Consider the following 16,489-nt stretch of genomic DNA (forward strand, 5'->3'; position numbering starts at 1 on the left):
CGAAATGTACTACTGCAAATTGTACCTTTTTTGTATCTCAAAGTCTTTTTGATTTACCCAAAGATGTTTAGTTAATTTCTGGGAGTGTAATTAACTTTTGGTCGAATTGGCTGTTTTTTAATTTGTAATATTCGAGTATGTAAAGCAAGAACGCAGTGAATTAGAACGAAGGTATATAGGATCTTTTTTAGTAATGATTCAAATTAAAGATTGCGTGTAAGTTGTTTTTATTCAGTATTTTGAGATAAATACACCGATTCTGTACTCAATTTAAATTAAAACTCTATTTATATTTTATCTTCTTATTAGTCTTTTTTTGGATATCAAGCCCAATCTTGGTATTACGTATCTTCATCTTTTTCATTTAGAAATTTTCTTACTTGAACATATGCGATTTTTTGTAGAAATTCTAAAATCTCTTCTGCTTCTTCCAGAGTAACATTCTTTCCTTCATCGCTAAGTATTTTTTGAGCTTTATTAGCTGTGATTTTTCCTCTATATTTTTCTTCTTCAATTTCCATAAACTTAAATTAATGTTAAGATGAAGGTAGTTATTTTTTATAATATCAATGTTTACAGAGTTTTAAAGATGGTTTGTATACTGTAGAGTTAACTTAACTGGATTTACAAGCCGTTTATTTTTATAAGTTAAAGTGGGTTAAATTATGTGAACAACGCATAAAAAAAACGCTAAAACTAATGTTTTAACGTTTCTTTAAGAGTGACCTCGACTGGATTCAAACCAGTAACCTTCTGAGCCGTAATCAGATGCGCTATTCAGTTGCGCCACGAGGCCTTTTTTGTTATCATTAAGCTAATTTTTATTAGCTTTGTTGATTGCTTATTGCGGGTGCAAAGATAGACATAAATGTGAGATATACAAACATAAAATACGATAAAAATAAAAAAAAATGAAGATAGAAAATTATATACGTGATATTCAAGGTTTTCCAAAAGAAGGAATTTTATTTAAAGATATCACACCGCTCTTAAATGATCCAATTGCAAGACAGGAATGCCTTTCGGTGTTGGTTAATTCTTTAAAAGATCAGAAAATCGACAAAGTAGTAGGAGCGGAGAGCAGAGGTTTTTTCTTCGGAATTTTATTGGCACAGGAATTAAATGCTGGTTTTATTCCAGTTCGAAAGCCTAAAAAACTGCCTTATGAAACAATTGCAGCTTCTTATGAACTTGAATATGGTACAGACAGCTTAGAGATGCATACTGACGCTATTAAAAAAGGAGATCGTGTTTTAATTCACGATGATGTGTTAGCAACTGGGGGAACCGCAAAAGCAGTTTGCGAATTAGTAGAGCGTTTAGGAGGTGAAATCGTACAATGCAATTTCCTAATGGAATTATCTTTCCTTAACGGAAGAGAAAAAATTAAAGAATATCCCATATTTGCTGCCATTACATATTAGTGTAATCTGTTAGGTATAATTTTACCAAATAGAAAAAGATATTTTTTCAGATACCAACTATGTTTGTTTAATAAGTGAAACGTCTTTTTAGTGCGGTCAAAAGCTATGCTTTACGTTTTGAAAATAATTATGTCTAAAGGAGTACTTAAACCAAAACGATTTTGTGTTTTATCGCATAAAGTACTAATCCAATTCGGGTTTTGATTTCGAGTTTATCAAACAAACATTCTCGATATCCATCAATTGTTTTGGGACTTAAACACATTTCTGACGCAATTTCTTTATACGTTTTTTCCGTACAAGCATGTTTTATAAAAACAATTTCTTTTTCTTTTAAATTGATTTTTTTTGAATCGTTATTTGCTTTTTTGACCAGCATGCCTGAAACTAATTCGGTGAAATAAAAACCTTTTTCAATGACAGATATTATGGCTTCTTTAAATATTTCGGGCGAAGTATCTTTCAGCAGATAACCTTTGGCACCGTTTGTAATCATTTTGATGATAATTTCTTCATCATCATTTACAGATAGTGCGATCACCTTTAAGTCTGGCCTATTTTCTTTAATCCATTTCATTGTGCTTACACCGTCTAAAACAGGCATATTCACATCTAATAAAATTAAATCGACATTAGCATCAGTATGTTCCTGCAAGTAGGAGACAAATAATTTGCCGTTTTCAAAACGATTAATTACTTCAAAATCTTTGAAACTGTTGATTAAAAGTTCCAGAGATTGTGAAAAAAGCTGATGATCATCTACAATAATAATTCGGTTTTTAGTGTTAGTTTTCATTGGTTAAGGTTAAGGGGTATTCTAAAGTTACTGTGGTTCCTGATGAATCTGATTCCATAATTAATTTAGCGCCAATTAATTTGGCTCTTAATTTCATGTTGTTTAAACCTATCCCAGAATTTATCTGACTTGCATCATAACCAATTCCGAAATCCTTTATTTCTAATCGGAAAAGGGTATCAATAGTGCCAATATTTACTTCAAATAGATCACTGTGTGAATGTTTTAAGCTGTTGTGCAGTGCTTCCTGAAAAATTCTGTAAATGAACAAATCGTGTTCTCGACTGATCTTCGGAATTTCGCCCGTAAGATTGTATTTATACTGAATGTTTTTCAGTTTTTTTATGCGCTCTAAATCCTGTTTAATGGCTTCGATGAAATTGCTCTGCAGTAAATTGTCTTTATTAATGATTCGGGATAAAATCCTTATTTCATCTAATGATTTGGCGAGTATTTCTTTAAGATCCTGAAGTTCATTGGCTTTAATAGGTTTTCCACTGTCCAAATAGATATTGAGCTGCATGATACCTACAGAAATGATTTGGCCTATATTATCATGAAGTTCTTTGCTTATTTCGCTGAGTGTCTGATCTTTTATTTCGATTCGGGTTTTAATCAATTCCGATTGAAAATACAGTTCTGACTCCATTTTTTCAACCAAATACGTGTTTTTCTTTTTAAGGAAATAAAAGAATATCACAAGTAAAATGATCAGTAAAGTTAAAAAAACAATACCTAACGAAATGACTAATAATTGTATTTCTTTTCGCTCCATAAAAATCCAATAATATAGCAACTCTGCGCTAATAGGTTTAAAATAAAAACTACTAAACTAAAAACCGATTCATCGTGTTTGATTAAAAACCAATTCAAAGCCAGCATAAAGGGCAAAAACGGTACATGAAAAACTAATATTCCGAGTATGTACCAAAAAAAGACCGATTTTTTAAAATTCAATATTTTATCCGAATTAAAAATTTCTACCAAATACAAACAGGATAAAATCATAATTAATATAACGCCAATGGCAAAACTGTAAGTATAGGAATGGTTTACATCTTCTTTGAAATATAAAATATTCAGAAAAAAGGATAATATAAAAAGTATTAAACTTAGAGAGCCGGTTATTATATAATTTGCTTTAGTTAACAGACTTCTCAGGAGCAATATATAGGCAGAAAAACTTACGAGCATATAAAAATTAAAAACATAGTAATTCAGTAAGCCTGTCCACTCGGTAAAATAATAACCTACTTTTTCTATAATTACAGAAAACCAAATTAAAATCACGAGTGATTTAGCTTTATATCCCGGAAGTTTGTGCCATGAAATCAAGCCGATAATTCCAGAAAATAAAGCTAAATAGAAAATATAGAATCGTAAAAATTCGAACATAATTTTTTAATTAATAGTCTAAGCTAGGTGGTCTTCCGATGCTTCCATAATTCATTGGTTCAATGCTTGCTATGTCGGAGTTATCCTCACTTAACAAAGCAAAAGCTTGTATTTCTCCCGCCTTCGGTGTTTTGATTTTTTTGCCTGTTGCGGTTAAAAATACAGTCATCAAGCCTGCTTTTTCGGCATATTTTTTCTCCTCTGGATATACTCCAAAATAAATTCGTATCCCATTTACATTATAACCTGTTTTTGCTCCTTTAGACTTGATATAATGAATGTAATTTTCGAGTTCATCTACAGAAAACCAAACAGCATTGGCATCTTCTTTTTTAATGTATTTAGCAATAATGCTGGCTCTATACTTCATAAAATTCGTGTGTAATTCTTTTGCGAATTTTTTAGTAATCAATTGTGTTGGTCTTTCAGGTTGTCTTTCCATGATTATTAATAGTTTATGGGTTAATTGTTTGGTAAATAGTGTTTTGATAAAACATTGAGAGCAAAAATATTTTAAACCCCAAAAATTGACAAGGGGAAATGTACCCTTTTTCTTAGGGTAAATTTATTTAAAAAAATGGGTTAAAGTACTGTTTTGTAGTAATTTATAAAAAATCAATTTTACATCGTTCCTTTTTGTGCACAAAATGGATAGGCGAAATCTGAAAAGCCTATAAAAGAGTAAGAGTTAATTGTAATACTAAAAATTATGAGTTTATATCATGAAGTTTTTCAGGGAGAATCATTCAGCGAAGACAATTATTTTGAAGCTGTACGATATGTTTTGGGACCAGAATATTCTAATTTAAGCGAAAGTGAATTAGAAGATGTCCTATTGTCACGAGTTGATCAAATGTCTGAAAGTGAAGCAGAAGGATTTTGGTCTAGTTTAGGAAATGTAGCCAGCAGTATTGGTTCTGGCGTTTTGCGTGGTGTTTCGGCTGTAGCCCCGATAGTTGGAACTGCTGTTGGGACCTATTTTGGCGCGCCTCAAATTGGTGGCGCTGTAGGCGGATTAGTCAGTAATTTGGCAGGAGCAGGTAGTACAGCCTTAGATAATAGTCGTCAGCAACAACGCCGACCATCTCCGCCGCAACAATACAGACCTGCACCACAACAGCCACAGCGCAGACCTTCACAACCTTCTCCAATTCGACAAGCATGGGGAAATACGACCCGTTATTTGGCCGATGCCGGCAGAGCGGCTCTTCCAGCCATTCAGCAGTATGTGCAGGATAATCCAGTAGTACTACGTCCACAGGCAGCACAAGATATTGGAAGGGTGCAAGGATTGTACAATCAATTGGGAGGCGTAATCAATAATCCTCAATTTCAGGCAGGTCAGGCACAGCAGAGTTTAGGAACTGCAAGTCCAAATGCGCCAATTGAAAGCCACTCTTTTGCCGAATTAATCGAAAGTGTTAACTATCTGACAGAAAATATTCTATATGAATATTATAACGGAGGATTAATCCCAACTGAAGATTATTACATTGATCAATATGGTCAATTCGTTGGCACAAATACTCCTAACCGAATCAATAGACTTGAAAATTCTATTGCAAGTTTATAAAACCTAAATGTTATACCAATGGATGCTTATTTAGAATATTTGAAAGAACATAATCCTGAAATGGCTAAATATTTTGAGCTTATGCAGCCCATGATGGAAAAAAAAGAGCCTGAAGAGGAAAAAGAAATCCCAAAAGTTGATTTAGAACTTGAGGAAAGAGTCAAGAAACTAAAAAAAATCAATCATAAACTTTTTACCATAATTGAAGGGCTGAAATTTCAATTGGAATTTGAATTAAATCAAAATGATGATTTAGCAAAAGCTATTGGCGCCTGTACAGAATGTTTTGGAGAAAATCCAGACTGTCCTGAATGCTTCGGCACTGGAAAACCAGGCAACAATGTTCCAGATTTTATTCTTTTCAATAAATATATTCAGCCAGCCATCCAGAAATATAACAAACATTATTTCAACAAAAATTAACCATTAAAAATTAAAATTATGAGCTATTTTGAAAGTTATTTAGACGAAGATTTATTGAATGAAGATTATTTCAACGAAGATCTTTTAAGCGAAGATTTATTAGAAAGTTATGACGAAAGTTATGATGAAGCTGCAAAACGCAGAAGACCTTCAACACGCGGTATTAGACCTAATGTAAGTTCAGCTGTAAAACAAAGATCAAATTTTGGAAAAGCATTGAGCGGAAGAGCTAATGATTATGCTACTAAAAGCGAACTTAAAAAATCATTAGATGCTATTTCTAACCAAGTTAATGAGCTTAAAAAGACATCATTAGCAACAAACAAAGCATTGGTTGCATTAGATCAAAAACATACTGAATTTGCAAAAATCGACGCTCGAAAAGGCGATAACCAAACAAAGGTTTTAAAAAATATGCAAATGATGAGTATGGTGGGATCATTGTTAAATCAGCCAAAATTAAAGGCTGAGAATTTACAATATATTCCCGCTAAAGCTGCGGAAGGTAATAATCCGGCTGTTGAAGCTAAAATTATTGAAAAACCAAATACGAGTGCCATTTATGTAGATCCCACTATGTCTTTATTATTGCCAATGATGACTACAATGGGTGATTCTGGTTCAGGAAAATCAGATAATTCAAACATGATGTTGCCATTAGTACTTATAATGTCACAGCAAAATCAAAACAATGCCGGAAATACTAACAATACTATTTTGCCTATTGCATTGATGATGATGATGAATAAGTAAATCATAGAAAGGGCAGTTGGTCCTCAATTGCCCTTTAATTTCTATTAACCTTAAAATTATGAAATGATGAATCCATTTAATTTATTAATCAATTATGTGATTGCAAATAGCAGAGCCAGTTTCTACAATGTTTCAGGAAATCAGGAAATTACTAACACAGCACTTTTGGCGGGCGTGGTTTCTGAAAATCCATTATTGAGCTATATACTTATAGAGAACAAAGCAAAGATTGAAGGCGATAAGTTTAATGCTTTGACAGCCACGGAAACAGCGAACGTTACAGTTAATACTCCTGGTTTGCCAGCACCTGGTACAGCTCCTATTGTAAATCCGCCAACAAATACAGAAAATCCAGCACAGACAGGTTCGCCGGCTAACGGAACTGCAACAGCAGATGTTGTGACCTTGCAGAACGTGAGAAACGAAATTTCAATCAGCAACAACCTTTTAAAAGAAGAGATTGCTAAAATTGCAGCAAGCAATAACGCAGAATTGACTAAGGCAATTGCAGAAAAATTTGATGCTAGAATCGCTTTAATAGAAAAAAGTGCTGGTACTCTAAATGACGCTATACTGGAAATTAAAAATAGATTAGAGGCAATTTCTAAAGGTGTTCCAACTCCAGATAGTGTTTCTAATCAAAAAGCACCAGCTAAAAACGAAAAGAGATGAAAACCGCAGTGACTGACCAAGAGAGCGTGCGTTTAGACAGAATTGAAGAAAATACAACTCAAATTCTAAAAAAAATAAATGCTATTCGTCCAAGTTTTTATTCAAAAAATCTGAAATTTTCAAAAAAAGCTGAAGAGGAAAAGACAAAGCTGTTTCAGGAATTGATTCCGAAAAAGATTTTTTCAATAGATAAAACCTTAGAATTATTGAATAAAATCTTAGCAGATTCTGATTTTTTGAAACTCGATCAAAAAGATCAAAATTTTATTTTAGGATTAAAAAATATTGATCTTAAAAACAGTCAATATGTAAATGAAATAAACAGTTTTGTATCGCAGGGAAATGAGTTGGACGTAGTTTTCAATTCTTTGGCTGAAGAGATGCTTTATTTCAATTATTTAAATTCTGAGCTTTTTGAAATTGATGGTAAGTTAATTACAATTCGTTTACACCACTAAATTCAAGAATATGGATCCAAGACTCAAAGTTATATTATATGGTAATCCAGACGAAGAATTATCACTCTTAATGCGTTTAGAAAAAGAAAAAGATTATCCTGATCATTGTAAAATTATTTCTGAATTTGGAAATGTAGTAAGCATTAGGACACAGCGTCGCTTTTTATGTTCCATTTACAACAGTAAAAAAGTAAAGAGCTTAAAAGCTCCAAGTGTAGTTCCTGCAAATGACAATATTGAACTTGCTCCTGAAACGCAAATTCTGGATAGAAAAAATGATGTTTTAGACGACGCTGTTTCAAATGTTGTATTCGGAATTATAGATTTTGGTTTTGATTTCACTCATCCGGATTTTATAAGCAATGGAAAAACGCGTTTCGAGAAAATTTGGGTACAATCAGACCGATACGATGGAAATAAATACGGGTACGGAAGAATCATCACAAAAGCGCAGATAGATGAAGCTTTGTTGGATGAATTTCCATTCAAAAAACTTGGTTATCATCCCGGAAAATCGGATTTGTTTGGTAATGGAACACATGGTACACATGTACTCGGAATTGCCTGTGGCAATGGAGCTGTTGCATCAAAAAGTTTCGCGCCGAATGTGCCAATAATTGCTGTTGATATGGGAATCAATCTGGTTAACGGGTCTAATTTATCGCTTGGAGATTCTGTAAAAGGAGCTGAAGGCTTGTGTTTGATTACGAATGAAGCTGGAGAAAGACCTTTAGTAATCAATATGAGCTTGGGTGGTCATGGTGACGCACATATGGGGAAAACTTTGTTTGAACAAATCATCGATCATATTGTAACGACACGTAAAGGGACTGCGATTGTTCAAAGTACAGGAAATTATCACCAGTCAAATGCTCATACTTACGGCGATATCAAATCAGATCAGAAAATTAAAATTCCGTGGATGTTTAAAAAGAATGACCGGACTCCAAACGAAATGGAAATCTGGTATCATGGTGACGATATTTTAAGTGTGGATATTTATGATGATAATGGAGAAAAATTGCTTTCGTCAACTCCTTTTAAAGACGAATTAATTTTAAAAGATAATGATGAAGTAGGAATTTGTCTGCACAGAAGTAACGAACCCAATACAGGAAAAAATCAAATCAATATTTTGGTTAATGGTAAATTAAATTCAAAATTTTGGACAGTTGAATTGGTTGGGAGAGTTGTAAAAAATGGTCGCTATCATTGTTATATAGAACGTGATGATGGCGGACAATCGATATTTTTGCCTGCAATTGCTAATAAAACCCACACCACAAATTCAATCTGCAATTCAAAATATAGTATTGTTGTTGGCGCTTATAACCAGAATGATGACACAAAACCTATTTTGTCTTTCAGCAGTTCCGGCCCAACAGCTGATGGACGCATGAAACCAGAACTTGTTGCACCCGGTTTTAAAATAAAATCGTCCTGTTCATCCTCAAGCAGAGAAAACAGAGCATCAAACAAGCTAACTTCTAAAAGCGGTAGCAGTATGGCTGCCCCTTATGTAGCTTCTTTAGTAATGAAAATTCTAGAGAAAGAACCTGACCTTGATATTTTTTCAATCCGTAAAAAACTATTTAAAGCCTGTGATGCTGCTTCTTTTAAAGAAAATAATTTTGAGGTTTTTAGAGCAGGACACGGCTATATCAATCCAAATAAAATAACATAAATCTGGAATACTATGGAAAATTTAGTTTCGAATCCCTCAGTTATAAATCAAAATTCTCCTGCAATAAGCGCACTTTTGAACAGTGTAGGATTAAATGCAGTAAACAATAGATCTGATGTATTGCAAATACAAAATTATTTAAAAGCACTAGGTTATCCCGTGCCAACCAGCGGAAGTATAGTAAATAATCAAACGGATAGCACCATTATTTCTATTCTCAATTTTCAGGCAAATAATAGAATTCAGGTCACTGGGAATATTAATCCGGGTGATGTGACTTATAATACCCTGAAACAACTGAATAGTGTGAATACTTCGCTGGTTGAATCGGAAGACGAATCCCTGCATCAGCCATTCTTGACCAATTCATTTTTGTTTAGAAGAAATGCCGGAAACGCAAATACATTGAATGTTATTTTTGAAGGTGATTCCTGGCTGGATTATCCTGTTCCGACAATTTTGGATTTGTATGATACTATTACAGATCGAAATCAAAGACTCAATTTAAACTGTTTGCATTTAGCGAAATTTGGAGAGACAACTTCCCAGATGTATGCTGACAGAGCTCATTTTGTGCAATATGTAAGCGGTTATCGCATAGACAGAATTTATTTTAGCGGAGGCGGAAATGATGTTTTTCCGCAGCTTGGCAGAATCTTAAATTCCGGAGTAACATCTTTTGATCCAAGTTTTTTTACTGATCAGGCTAAGCTAACAGAACTCAGAAGTTTGTCTGGTGATGCTTTGTACCAAAAATGTATTTTGTACAAAAGATATTTAAACACAAATGCTTTTGATCGTGCGCTTTTTAATTCAACTAATCTCAGTTCTATTTTTAGCACCATTATGCGAAATTATCTTGGTTTTGGAAGTATTGTCAACGCGCATGCAACGCCGAATACCATATTTTATATGCACACTTATGATTATCCGTTATTCAAACTTGGCGTAAGACCTTCGATTGTTGGTGTTGATTTGCCTTTGGGCCCGTGGATAAAACCTGTTTTTGACCGTTTAGGAATTGCCGACGAAATTTTAAGATCGTACATCATTATACGATTATTAGATAAATTTTACGCGCTTTTGTGGCAAATCAAAAATCATTTTGCCTATTATGGATATCGTTTTCAAAGCCGAATCATAGATTATCGTGGTTTATTGAATTCATCTGAATTTTGGAGAGATGAAATTCATCCAAACTCAGCAGGAGCGAGGAGATTATCAACTCGCGTAACGTTCTAAAACAGAAAAACCCGACTTTTTATGGTCGGGTTTTTCTGTTTAGTAATACTTTTTTATCTTAAACTTGCACCAAGTTCAGTTTCAAAAGTTTGCTGTAATTTCGACATGATTTTGTCAATTTGAGCATCTGTAAGTGTTTTTGTATTGTCCTGAATCGTAAAACTCAAAGCATATGATTTTTTTCCTTCTGGCAGTTTATCTCCTTGATAAACATCAAATAAATTAATGTCTTTTAAAAGTGATTTTTCAGTCTGTTTTGCCAAATTGAAGATGCTTTCGTAAGTTGTAGCTTGGTCAATCAACAATGCTAAATCTCTTCGCACTTCAGGATACTTCGGAATTTCAGTATATTTAATTTTTCCTGTGATGATTTTAAGAACTAAATCCCAGTTAAAATCAGCATAATAAACATCTTGTTTAATTCCAAAGTGTTTTAGAATTGATTTTTTAACTACACCCATTTCTACTAAAGTATCATTGTTGTAGCAAATTGCGGTTCCTTCAGAAAAAATATCAGACTGAACTGGAGCGTTCGAAATTTTATCTATTCCCAAACGAGCTAAAACCGCTTTTACATATCCTTTTAATAAAAAGAAATCGGTTGTTTTTTGAGGATTTGTCCAGCTTTCTTTGTTTCTATTTCCAGAAACCAATAAAGTAAGGTGTTTGTGTTCCTCATATCCAGTAAGGTATTTATGATATGTTTTTCCGAATTCAAATAATTTTAAATCAGAGTTTTTTCTGTTAATATTATATGAAATAGCCTCTAATCCAGAAAACAATAATGATTGACGCATTGTTGACAAATCCCCGCTCAAAGGATTAAGCATCGTTACATTATGTTCTTCTTTTAACGAAGCTGAAAGTTTTGCATAAGCTGCCGTTGTCAAAGAATTTGCCATCATTTCATGAAAACCCTGAGAATTTAACTGCGAAGCAATTACGTTTTGAACTTTATAGTCTTCGGTTCTTGGAGAATTTGCTACAGTTGCATTGAATTTTTTAGAAAAATTAATGTTGTTATAGCCATAAACACGCAAGATTTCTTCGATCACATCAATTTCACGCTGTACATCTACGCGATATGCAGGAATAGTCAATCCTAAACCAGAATCTGAAACGCTGTTAACTTTAATATCTAATGAAACTAATATTTTTTTGATTGTATCTTTCGGAATTTCCTGTCCGATAATTTTGTAAACATGGCTGAAATTCAATAAAACTGAAAAATCTTCTACTTTTTTAGGATAAACTTCAACTACATCAGATGTAATTTTTCCGCCTGCTACTTCCTGAATTAAAAGAGCAGCACGTTTCAAAGCATATTCCGTTATGGTTGGGTCAATTCCTCTTTCAAATCTAAAAGAAGCATCTGTGTTTAATTGATGTCTTTTTGCCGTTTTACGAATGCTTACAGGATCAAAATAAGCACTTTCTAAGAAGATTGTAGTTGTTCCGTCAGTAACTCCAGATTTTTTTCCTCCAAAAACTCCGGCAATACATAATGGACCTTTTTCATCACAAATCATCAAATCTTCTTTGTGCAATGTTCTTTCAACATCGTCTAAAGTTATGAATTTTGTTCCTTCCGGAAGTGTTTTAACAATTACTTTTCCGTTGATTTTCGCGGCATCAAAAGCATGCAAAGGTTGTCCTAATTCGTGTAAAACATAATTAGTAACATCGACAATATTGTTTTTTGGAGTTAATCCAATCGCTTTTAGTCTGTCTTGAAGCCATTTTGGAGATTCCTGAACGGTAATTCCAGAAATGGTCACACCACAATATCTTGGAGCTAAATGTGAATCTTCAACGTTAACATCAATTTTTAACGTACGCATATCAACTCTAAAATTACTTACAGATGGCGTAATCAATTCGACGTTTACACCACGTTGCAACATTCCAGCTCTTAAATCACGTGCAGTTCCGTAATGACTCATCGCATCAGCACGATTTGGTGTTAATCCAATTTCGAAAACTTCATCATTTGCAATTTTAAAAACTTCTGCAGCTGGAGTTCCAGGAACTAAGTTTTCATCAAGAACCATAATTCCGTCATGGCTTGTTCCAAGTCCTAATTCATCTTCAGCGCAAATCATTCCGTGGCTTTCCTGACCGCGAATTTTTCCTTTTTTAATAGTAAATTCTGCTCCTTCTTTATCATATAAAACGGTACCAATAGTAGCAACAGGAACTTTTTGACCAGCTGCAACGTTTGCCGCACCGCACACAATCTGTACAGGAGCTTCTAAACCAATATTTACCGTTGTTACTTTTAGTCTGTCAGCATCTGGGTGTTTTTCGCAAGTAAGAACATGACCAACAACAACCCCTTCCAATCCACCTTTTATAGATTGGTATTTTTCAACTACTTCAACTTCCAGACCTAAATCTGTAAGTAATTCCGAAGTTTGTTCTGAAGTCCAGTCTGTTTTAATAAATTGTTTTAGCCAGTTGTAAGATATTTTCATGTTAGTTTTATTATTCTTGTATGAGGATGTAAATATAAGGATTGATCGGCGGAGTTGAAAACAATTTTTTTTGTTTTTTGATTAGGCATTGTTTTCAAAAATAAAACAGGCTTTTATTTAAATAATAAGCAAAAAAAAAGAGAGAATAACGTCTCTCTTTTTTTTAATTTTCAATTTACTCTGTAGTGCATACTCCCGCATGTACAATTATCCAAAGACTTCCATCTCCGTTATGAGATAAGGTATAACTGTCGTTAGTGACGTTGTTTAATACGTGTCCATTACCATATTGTCCCGGAGCCGCAGTAGTTGGTGGGAAATTTGAGATATATACATGTGTTTCTGTCAAAACAGTTCCAGGATGTGTTGCATTGATTGTAACAGTAACGGTTCCATCTAATACGACAATTGTAACGGTTCCAGCCAAATATCCATTTGTAATGTCATTTTGCCCTGCGGCTGCATATAAATTGGCTGTATAACTGCCATTTTGAACAGGTAAAAATTCCTGAGCCCAGCCCCATTTGTCAGAAATTCCCAAATCGATGAATGTATTATTTCCAAACATATAAGCGGTATCGCAAGTTGTTACTGGTGGTGGTGTATTACAGTTTCTTAGGCAGTAATTAAAATAGGTTGCCCAGTTTTTGCCCGGAAATTTAATATCTCCAGCCCATCCGGTTTCAGTACTTACGGTTGTTCCGTTTACAATATTTTTCATGCTGGAATGAGCGGCAATAAACAGGCATCTATTTGAATCCAAAACTATTGACGAAAGTGGAATTGTAAAAGTGTACGTTTGAACTAAGGGATTAAAGCTTTTTTTGTATGGAAATTTTCCAGGAATTGGATTTCCATTTGTTACAGGAACATTGGCATATGGACCAACATATAAATGCATTTCGCTAAAATACCAGTTTGGCAGTGCAGTGTATGTCACATAAAGGTTTGTGGCATCATTTTCAACTAATATTTTTCCCGAATTCGTAAATTGCCCGGCCATAATATTAATTGAGACAGGATCACATTCTGAATAAGTTCCCTTTGCAGTAAGAGAAGAACTATCCGCTTGTTTAGTTTCAGTTTGTATGTCATTGCTTATAGGTTCAGTGGTACAATTGACAATTAGAAAAGCAAAAACCATGAGTAAAATAATTTTTTTCATAGTAACAAAATTTAAGTTAGTAATAAGAAAAAATTAGATGCAACTCAAAAAGAGGCGGTTTAAATTGCTAACACAAAGTTTATGGCAAAATTCTAACATTTCAAAGAATACTCGTTCATTGAAATGTTTTACTGGTTAAACGGATTTATTGTAAGGATTTGATTGCGAATACAATCTTGATTAGATCAATTCTTCAACATGTTTTTTTATGTTTTCCGATATTTTTTTGATTGGCAAATCATTTTCATCATCTCCAAAAGGATCTTCAATTTCTTCGGCAATCAATTCTAAACTGGCCAAAACATAAAAAATAAAAACAACTACAGGAACGACATAATAACCCAAGCTCAAAGAATAACCAAAAGGTAAAGTCATAATATAAAAGAAAATAAATTTTTTTATAAAAGCACTGTAAGAATAGGGAATAGGGGTGTTTTTTATACGTTCGCAAGCACCACAAATATCTGTAAAAGCAACTAATTCGGCATTTAAAATGATAAGCTGGTCTCCGGTTATTTTTTTTGATTCATACAAAGCATTGATTTTATTGTACATCATTTGCTTAACCTGATTGGGTTTGTGTTTATGATGATCCAATTCTAAATCAACGTCTTCAAAAAGCTGTTTCGCAGTTTCTGAGTTGTTCAAATGTTTGTATAAAATAGAAGCGTATCCAGGAATAAACTTTCTGAAAAACTTTCGGTCATTTTCATCTTTTAAAATAGCCGAAAGTTTTATCGCAAAGTTACGGCTGTTATTGACTAAGCCACCCCATAATTTTCGGGCTTCCCACCAGCGGTCGTATGCAGTATTTGTTCTAAAAACTAATAAAAGTGAAATCACAAAACCTAATATTCCATGCATTACGGGAATATTTTTAAGATAATGGTTTTCATCAATTCCAAAATAAACGACTTCAACATAACCTACAATGCCTGCATAAATACCAATGCCAATCATTACAGGAAATAATTGCCTGATAGTGTCTGATTTATGAAAATGAAAGATAAAAGTAAACCACTCTTTTGTGTTGTATGCGATCATTTATATTTGTTTTTTAAAACAAATTTAAATTAAAAATTAATATTTCCAGCTAATTCTCTCAAGGCAATTTCAGATAATTTTGCCTGATATTGAGCATTGCTGTAACGCACTTTTGCGTTGACATAATTTAATTGTGCCGTTCTGAAATCCAGTGTTGTAATAGTTCCGATTCTGAATTTATCTAACGTAATATCTAAGTTTTGTTTGGCAATTGTTACGTTATCTTCTTCCAGATCAATTAATTCCAAGTTTGTTTGGTAAGTTTGAAATGCAGTGCTCAACTGGGTGTCTAAAATCATATTTTGCTGATCAATAGCAATCTGTGAATTTTCGATTTCCATTTTAGCCACTTTCTCATTTCTGTGTTGATTCAGACCATCAAAAATATTTAATCTTGCATTAAAACCGTAATTAAAACCTTTTGATGAAGATTGGCTTGTAAAACCTAAACTTGATTGATTTTCTGAAAAATTATATCCAGATGTTAAGTTTACAACCGGATAACGGTCTGCTTTTATTTGTTTTAATTGTAATTCAGCAATTCGTTTATTGATAATTTGAGCTTCTACAGCAGGATTTTGCTTATGTGCCAATTCAGATAATTCGGCTAAATTCATAGCATTATCAACCGTAACTAAATCGGTTACGGTGAAGTCAATTTTAGGATCACGTGCTAAATATTGATTCAGCAATATTTTAGAATTTGCGTATGTTTCTTTTTGTCGCAATAAAGCAACCTGATCTGAATTTAAATCAACCTGAGCGTTTAAAACCTCTAATTTTGAAGCTTTTCCGATACTGAAACGGTTTTGTGCCAACGTTAATCGTTGCTTAGAAATTACGATTGTCGTATCTAGAGCAGCCAATTGATGCTGTTGTTGTACAAGATCATAATAAGCCGAGTTTACCTGCACAATTTTGATTAAAACGGTTCTTCTCAATTCAGAATCGCCTAATTTTTGAAGTTCTTTTAGCTGATCAAGACGAGCAAACATTTTCATTCCGTCAAAAACAGTCCAGTTTAAGCCAACTCCATAAGTTAAGGAGTTGTTTTTTGCATTGTTTAACGAAGTTGAAGTTCCGTCCTGACGTGTCTGTGATGAATTTGTAACGCTGTTGTTGTCGTTTACTGTTGCTGCTACAGTTGGAAGTATTCCTGCATTTCCAATCGTAACATTTGTCTCGCTTATTTTTGAATTATTTTTTGCAATTCTAATTTCAAAGTTGTTTTCTAAAGCGATTTTTGTAGCATCTTCAATAGTCAAAACCGTCTGTGCATTTGTTTTTACAATGCAAAAGAAGAGAATTAGTAAAGTGCTGTATATATTTTTAATGTTCATATTTATATTCTTTTACCAGAAAATCATGAACTTTACAAAACGTAAA

The 16,489-nt window shown here is 33.4% G+C and carries 17 protein-coding genes and 1 tRNA gene; 8 read left to right on the forward strand and 10 right to left on the reverse strand.

Going from position 1 to position 16,489, the window contains the following annotated elements:
- Positions 1-341: 341 nt before the first annotated feature.
- Positions 342-521, reverse strand: coding sequence for a hypothetical protein (locus ACWA1B_RS13465; protein ID WP_456907695.1), 180 nt, complete (start codon positions 519-521; stop codon positions 342-344).
- A gap of 201 nt (positions 522-722) precedes the next feature.
- Positions 723-796: transfer RNA gene (locus ACWA1B_RS13470), tRNA-Arg, on the reverse strand.
- A 115-nt stretch (positions 797-911) separates the two neighbouring features.
- On the opposite strand from ACWA1B_RS13470, the gene ACWA1B_RS13475 reads away from it, so the two are divergent.
- Complete coding sequence (locus ACWA1B_RS13475) at positions 912-1,424, forward strand: adenine phosphoribosyltransferase (RefSeq protein ID WP_456907697.1); 513 nt, start codon at positions 912-914, stop codon at positions 1,422-1,424.
- 145 nt (positions 1,425-1,569) lie between these two features.
- Here the strand turns inward: ACWA1B_RS13475 and ACWA1B_RS13480 are convergent, their stop codons facing one another.
- The 4 genes from ACWA1B_RS13480 to ACWA1B_RS13495 form a co-directional block, all read right to left on the reverse strand.
- Positions 1,570-2,220, reverse strand: a complete 651-nt coding sequence (locus ACWA1B_RS13480) for a response regulator transcription factor (RefSeq protein ID WP_456907699.1) — start codon at positions 2,218-2,220, stop codon at positions 1,570-1,572.
- The gene (locus tag ACWA1B_RS13485; RefSeq protein ID WP_456907701.1) at positions 2,210-2,869 is read right to left on the reverse strand and encodes a sensor histidine kinase; all 660 of its coding nucleotides are present in this window, start codon (positions 2,867-2,869) and stop codon (positions 2,210-2,212) included. Before ACWA1B_RS13485 ends, ACWA1B_RS13480 begins: the two co-directional genes overlap by 11 nt.
- A 98-nt stretch (positions 2,870-2,967) precedes the next feature.
- Complete coding sequence (locus ACWA1B_RS13490; RefSeq protein ID WP_456907703.1) at positions 2,968-3,615, reverse strand: hypothetical protein; 648 nt, start codon at positions 3,613-3,615, stop codon at positions 2,968-2,970.
- Between the two features lie 10 nt (positions 3,616-3,625).
- On the reverse strand, positions 3,626-4,057 hold the full coding sequence (locus tag ACWA1B_RS13495) for a hypothetical protein (protein WP_456907705.1): 432 nt from the start codon (positions 4,055-4,057) through the stop codon (positions 3,626-3,628).
- A 267-nt stretch (positions 4,058-4,324) separates the two neighbouring features.
- Between ACWA1B_RS13495 and ACWA1B_RS13500 the strand changes: the two genes are divergently transcribed.
- The 7 genes from ACWA1B_RS13500 (at position 4,325) to ACWA1B_RS13530 (ending at position 10,420) form a co-directional block, all read left to right on the forward strand.
- Positions 4,325-5,188 (forward strand): single stranded DNA-binding domain-containing protein, encoded by an 864-nt coding sequence (locus ACWA1B_RS13500; RefSeq protein WP_456907707.1) that lies wholly within the window; start codon positions 4,325-4,327, stop codon positions 5,186-5,188.
- An 18-nt stretch (positions 5,189-5,206) separates the two neighbouring features.
- Complete coding sequence (locus tag ACWA1B_RS13505; RefSeq protein WP_035643967.1) at positions 5,207-5,611, forward strand: hypothetical protein; 405 nt, start codon at positions 5,207-5,209, stop codon at positions 5,609-5,611.
- An 18-nt stretch (positions 5,612-5,629) separates the two neighbouring features.
- On the forward strand, positions 5,630-6,364 hold the full coding sequence (locus tag ACWA1B_RS13510) for a hypothetical protein (protein ID WP_142448878.1): 735 nt from the start codon (positions 5,630-5,632) through the stop codon (positions 6,362-6,364).
- 63 nt (positions 6,365-6,427) lie between these two features.
- Positions 6,428-7,036 (forward strand): hypothetical protein, encoded by a 609-nt coding sequence (locus ACWA1B_RS13515; protein ID WP_456907710.1) that lies wholly within the window; start codon positions 6,428-6,430, stop codon positions 7,034-7,036.
- Positions 7,033-7,494: a hypothetical protein gene (locus tag ACWA1B_RS13520; RefSeq protein WP_456907712.1), complete on the forward strand. Its 462-nt coding sequence runs from the start codon at positions 7,033-7,035 to the stop codon at positions 7,492-7,494. The genes ACWA1B_RS13515 and ACWA1B_RS13520 overlap by 4 nt, the downstream gene beginning before the upstream one ends.
- A 10-nt stretch (positions 7,495-7,504) precedes the next feature.
- Positions 7,505-9,178 carry a S8 family serine peptidase gene (locus ACWA1B_RS13525; RefSeq protein WP_456907715.1) on the forward strand — a complete coding sequence of 558 codons (1,674 nt, stop codon included), beginning with the start codon at positions 7,505-7,507 and terminating at the stop codon, positions 9,176-9,178.
- A 12-nt stretch (positions 9,179-9,190) separates the two neighbouring features.
- Positions 9,191-10,420 (forward strand): peptidoglycan-binding domain-containing protein, encoded by a 1,230-nt coding sequence (locus ACWA1B_RS13530; protein WP_456907717.1) that lies wholly within the window; start codon positions 9,191-9,193, stop codon positions 10,418-10,420.
- A gap of 53 nt (positions 10,421-10,473) precedes the next feature.
- Here the strand turns inward: ACWA1B_RS13530 and pheT are convergent, their stop codons facing one another.
- The 4 genes from pheT to ACWA1B_RS13550 form a co-directional block, all read right to left on the reverse strand.
- The gene (gene pheT, locus ACWA1B_RS13535; protein WP_456907719.1) at positions 10,474-12,894 is read right to left on the reverse strand and encodes a phenylalanine--tRNA ligase subunit beta; all 2,421 of its coding nucleotides are present in this window, start codon (positions 12,892-12,894) and stop codon (positions 10,474-10,476) included.
- A 175-nt stretch (positions 12,895-13,069) separates the two neighbouring features.
- The gene (locus ACWA1B_RS13540; protein ID WP_456907721.1) at positions 13,070-14,059 is read right to left on the reverse strand and encodes a hypothetical protein; all 990 of its coding nucleotides are present in this window, start codon (positions 14,057-14,059) and stop codon (positions 13,070-13,072) included.
- 180 nt (positions 14,060-14,239) lie between these two features.
- Positions 14,240-15,103, reverse strand: coding sequence for a bestrophin family protein (locus ACWA1B_RS13545; protein WP_456907723.1), 864 nt, complete (start codon positions 15,101-15,103; stop codon positions 14,240-14,242).
- A gap of 29 nt (positions 15,104-15,132) precedes the next feature.
- A complete protein-coding gene (locus ACWA1B_RS13550) occupies positions 15,133-16,443 on the reverse strand; it encodes a TolC family protein (protein WP_456907725.1) in 1,311 nt (436 codons plus the stop codon).
- Between the last annotated feature and the right edge of the window lie 46 nt (positions 16,444-16,489).

It is taken from the genome of Flavobacterium xizangense, from assembly GCF_054075145.1.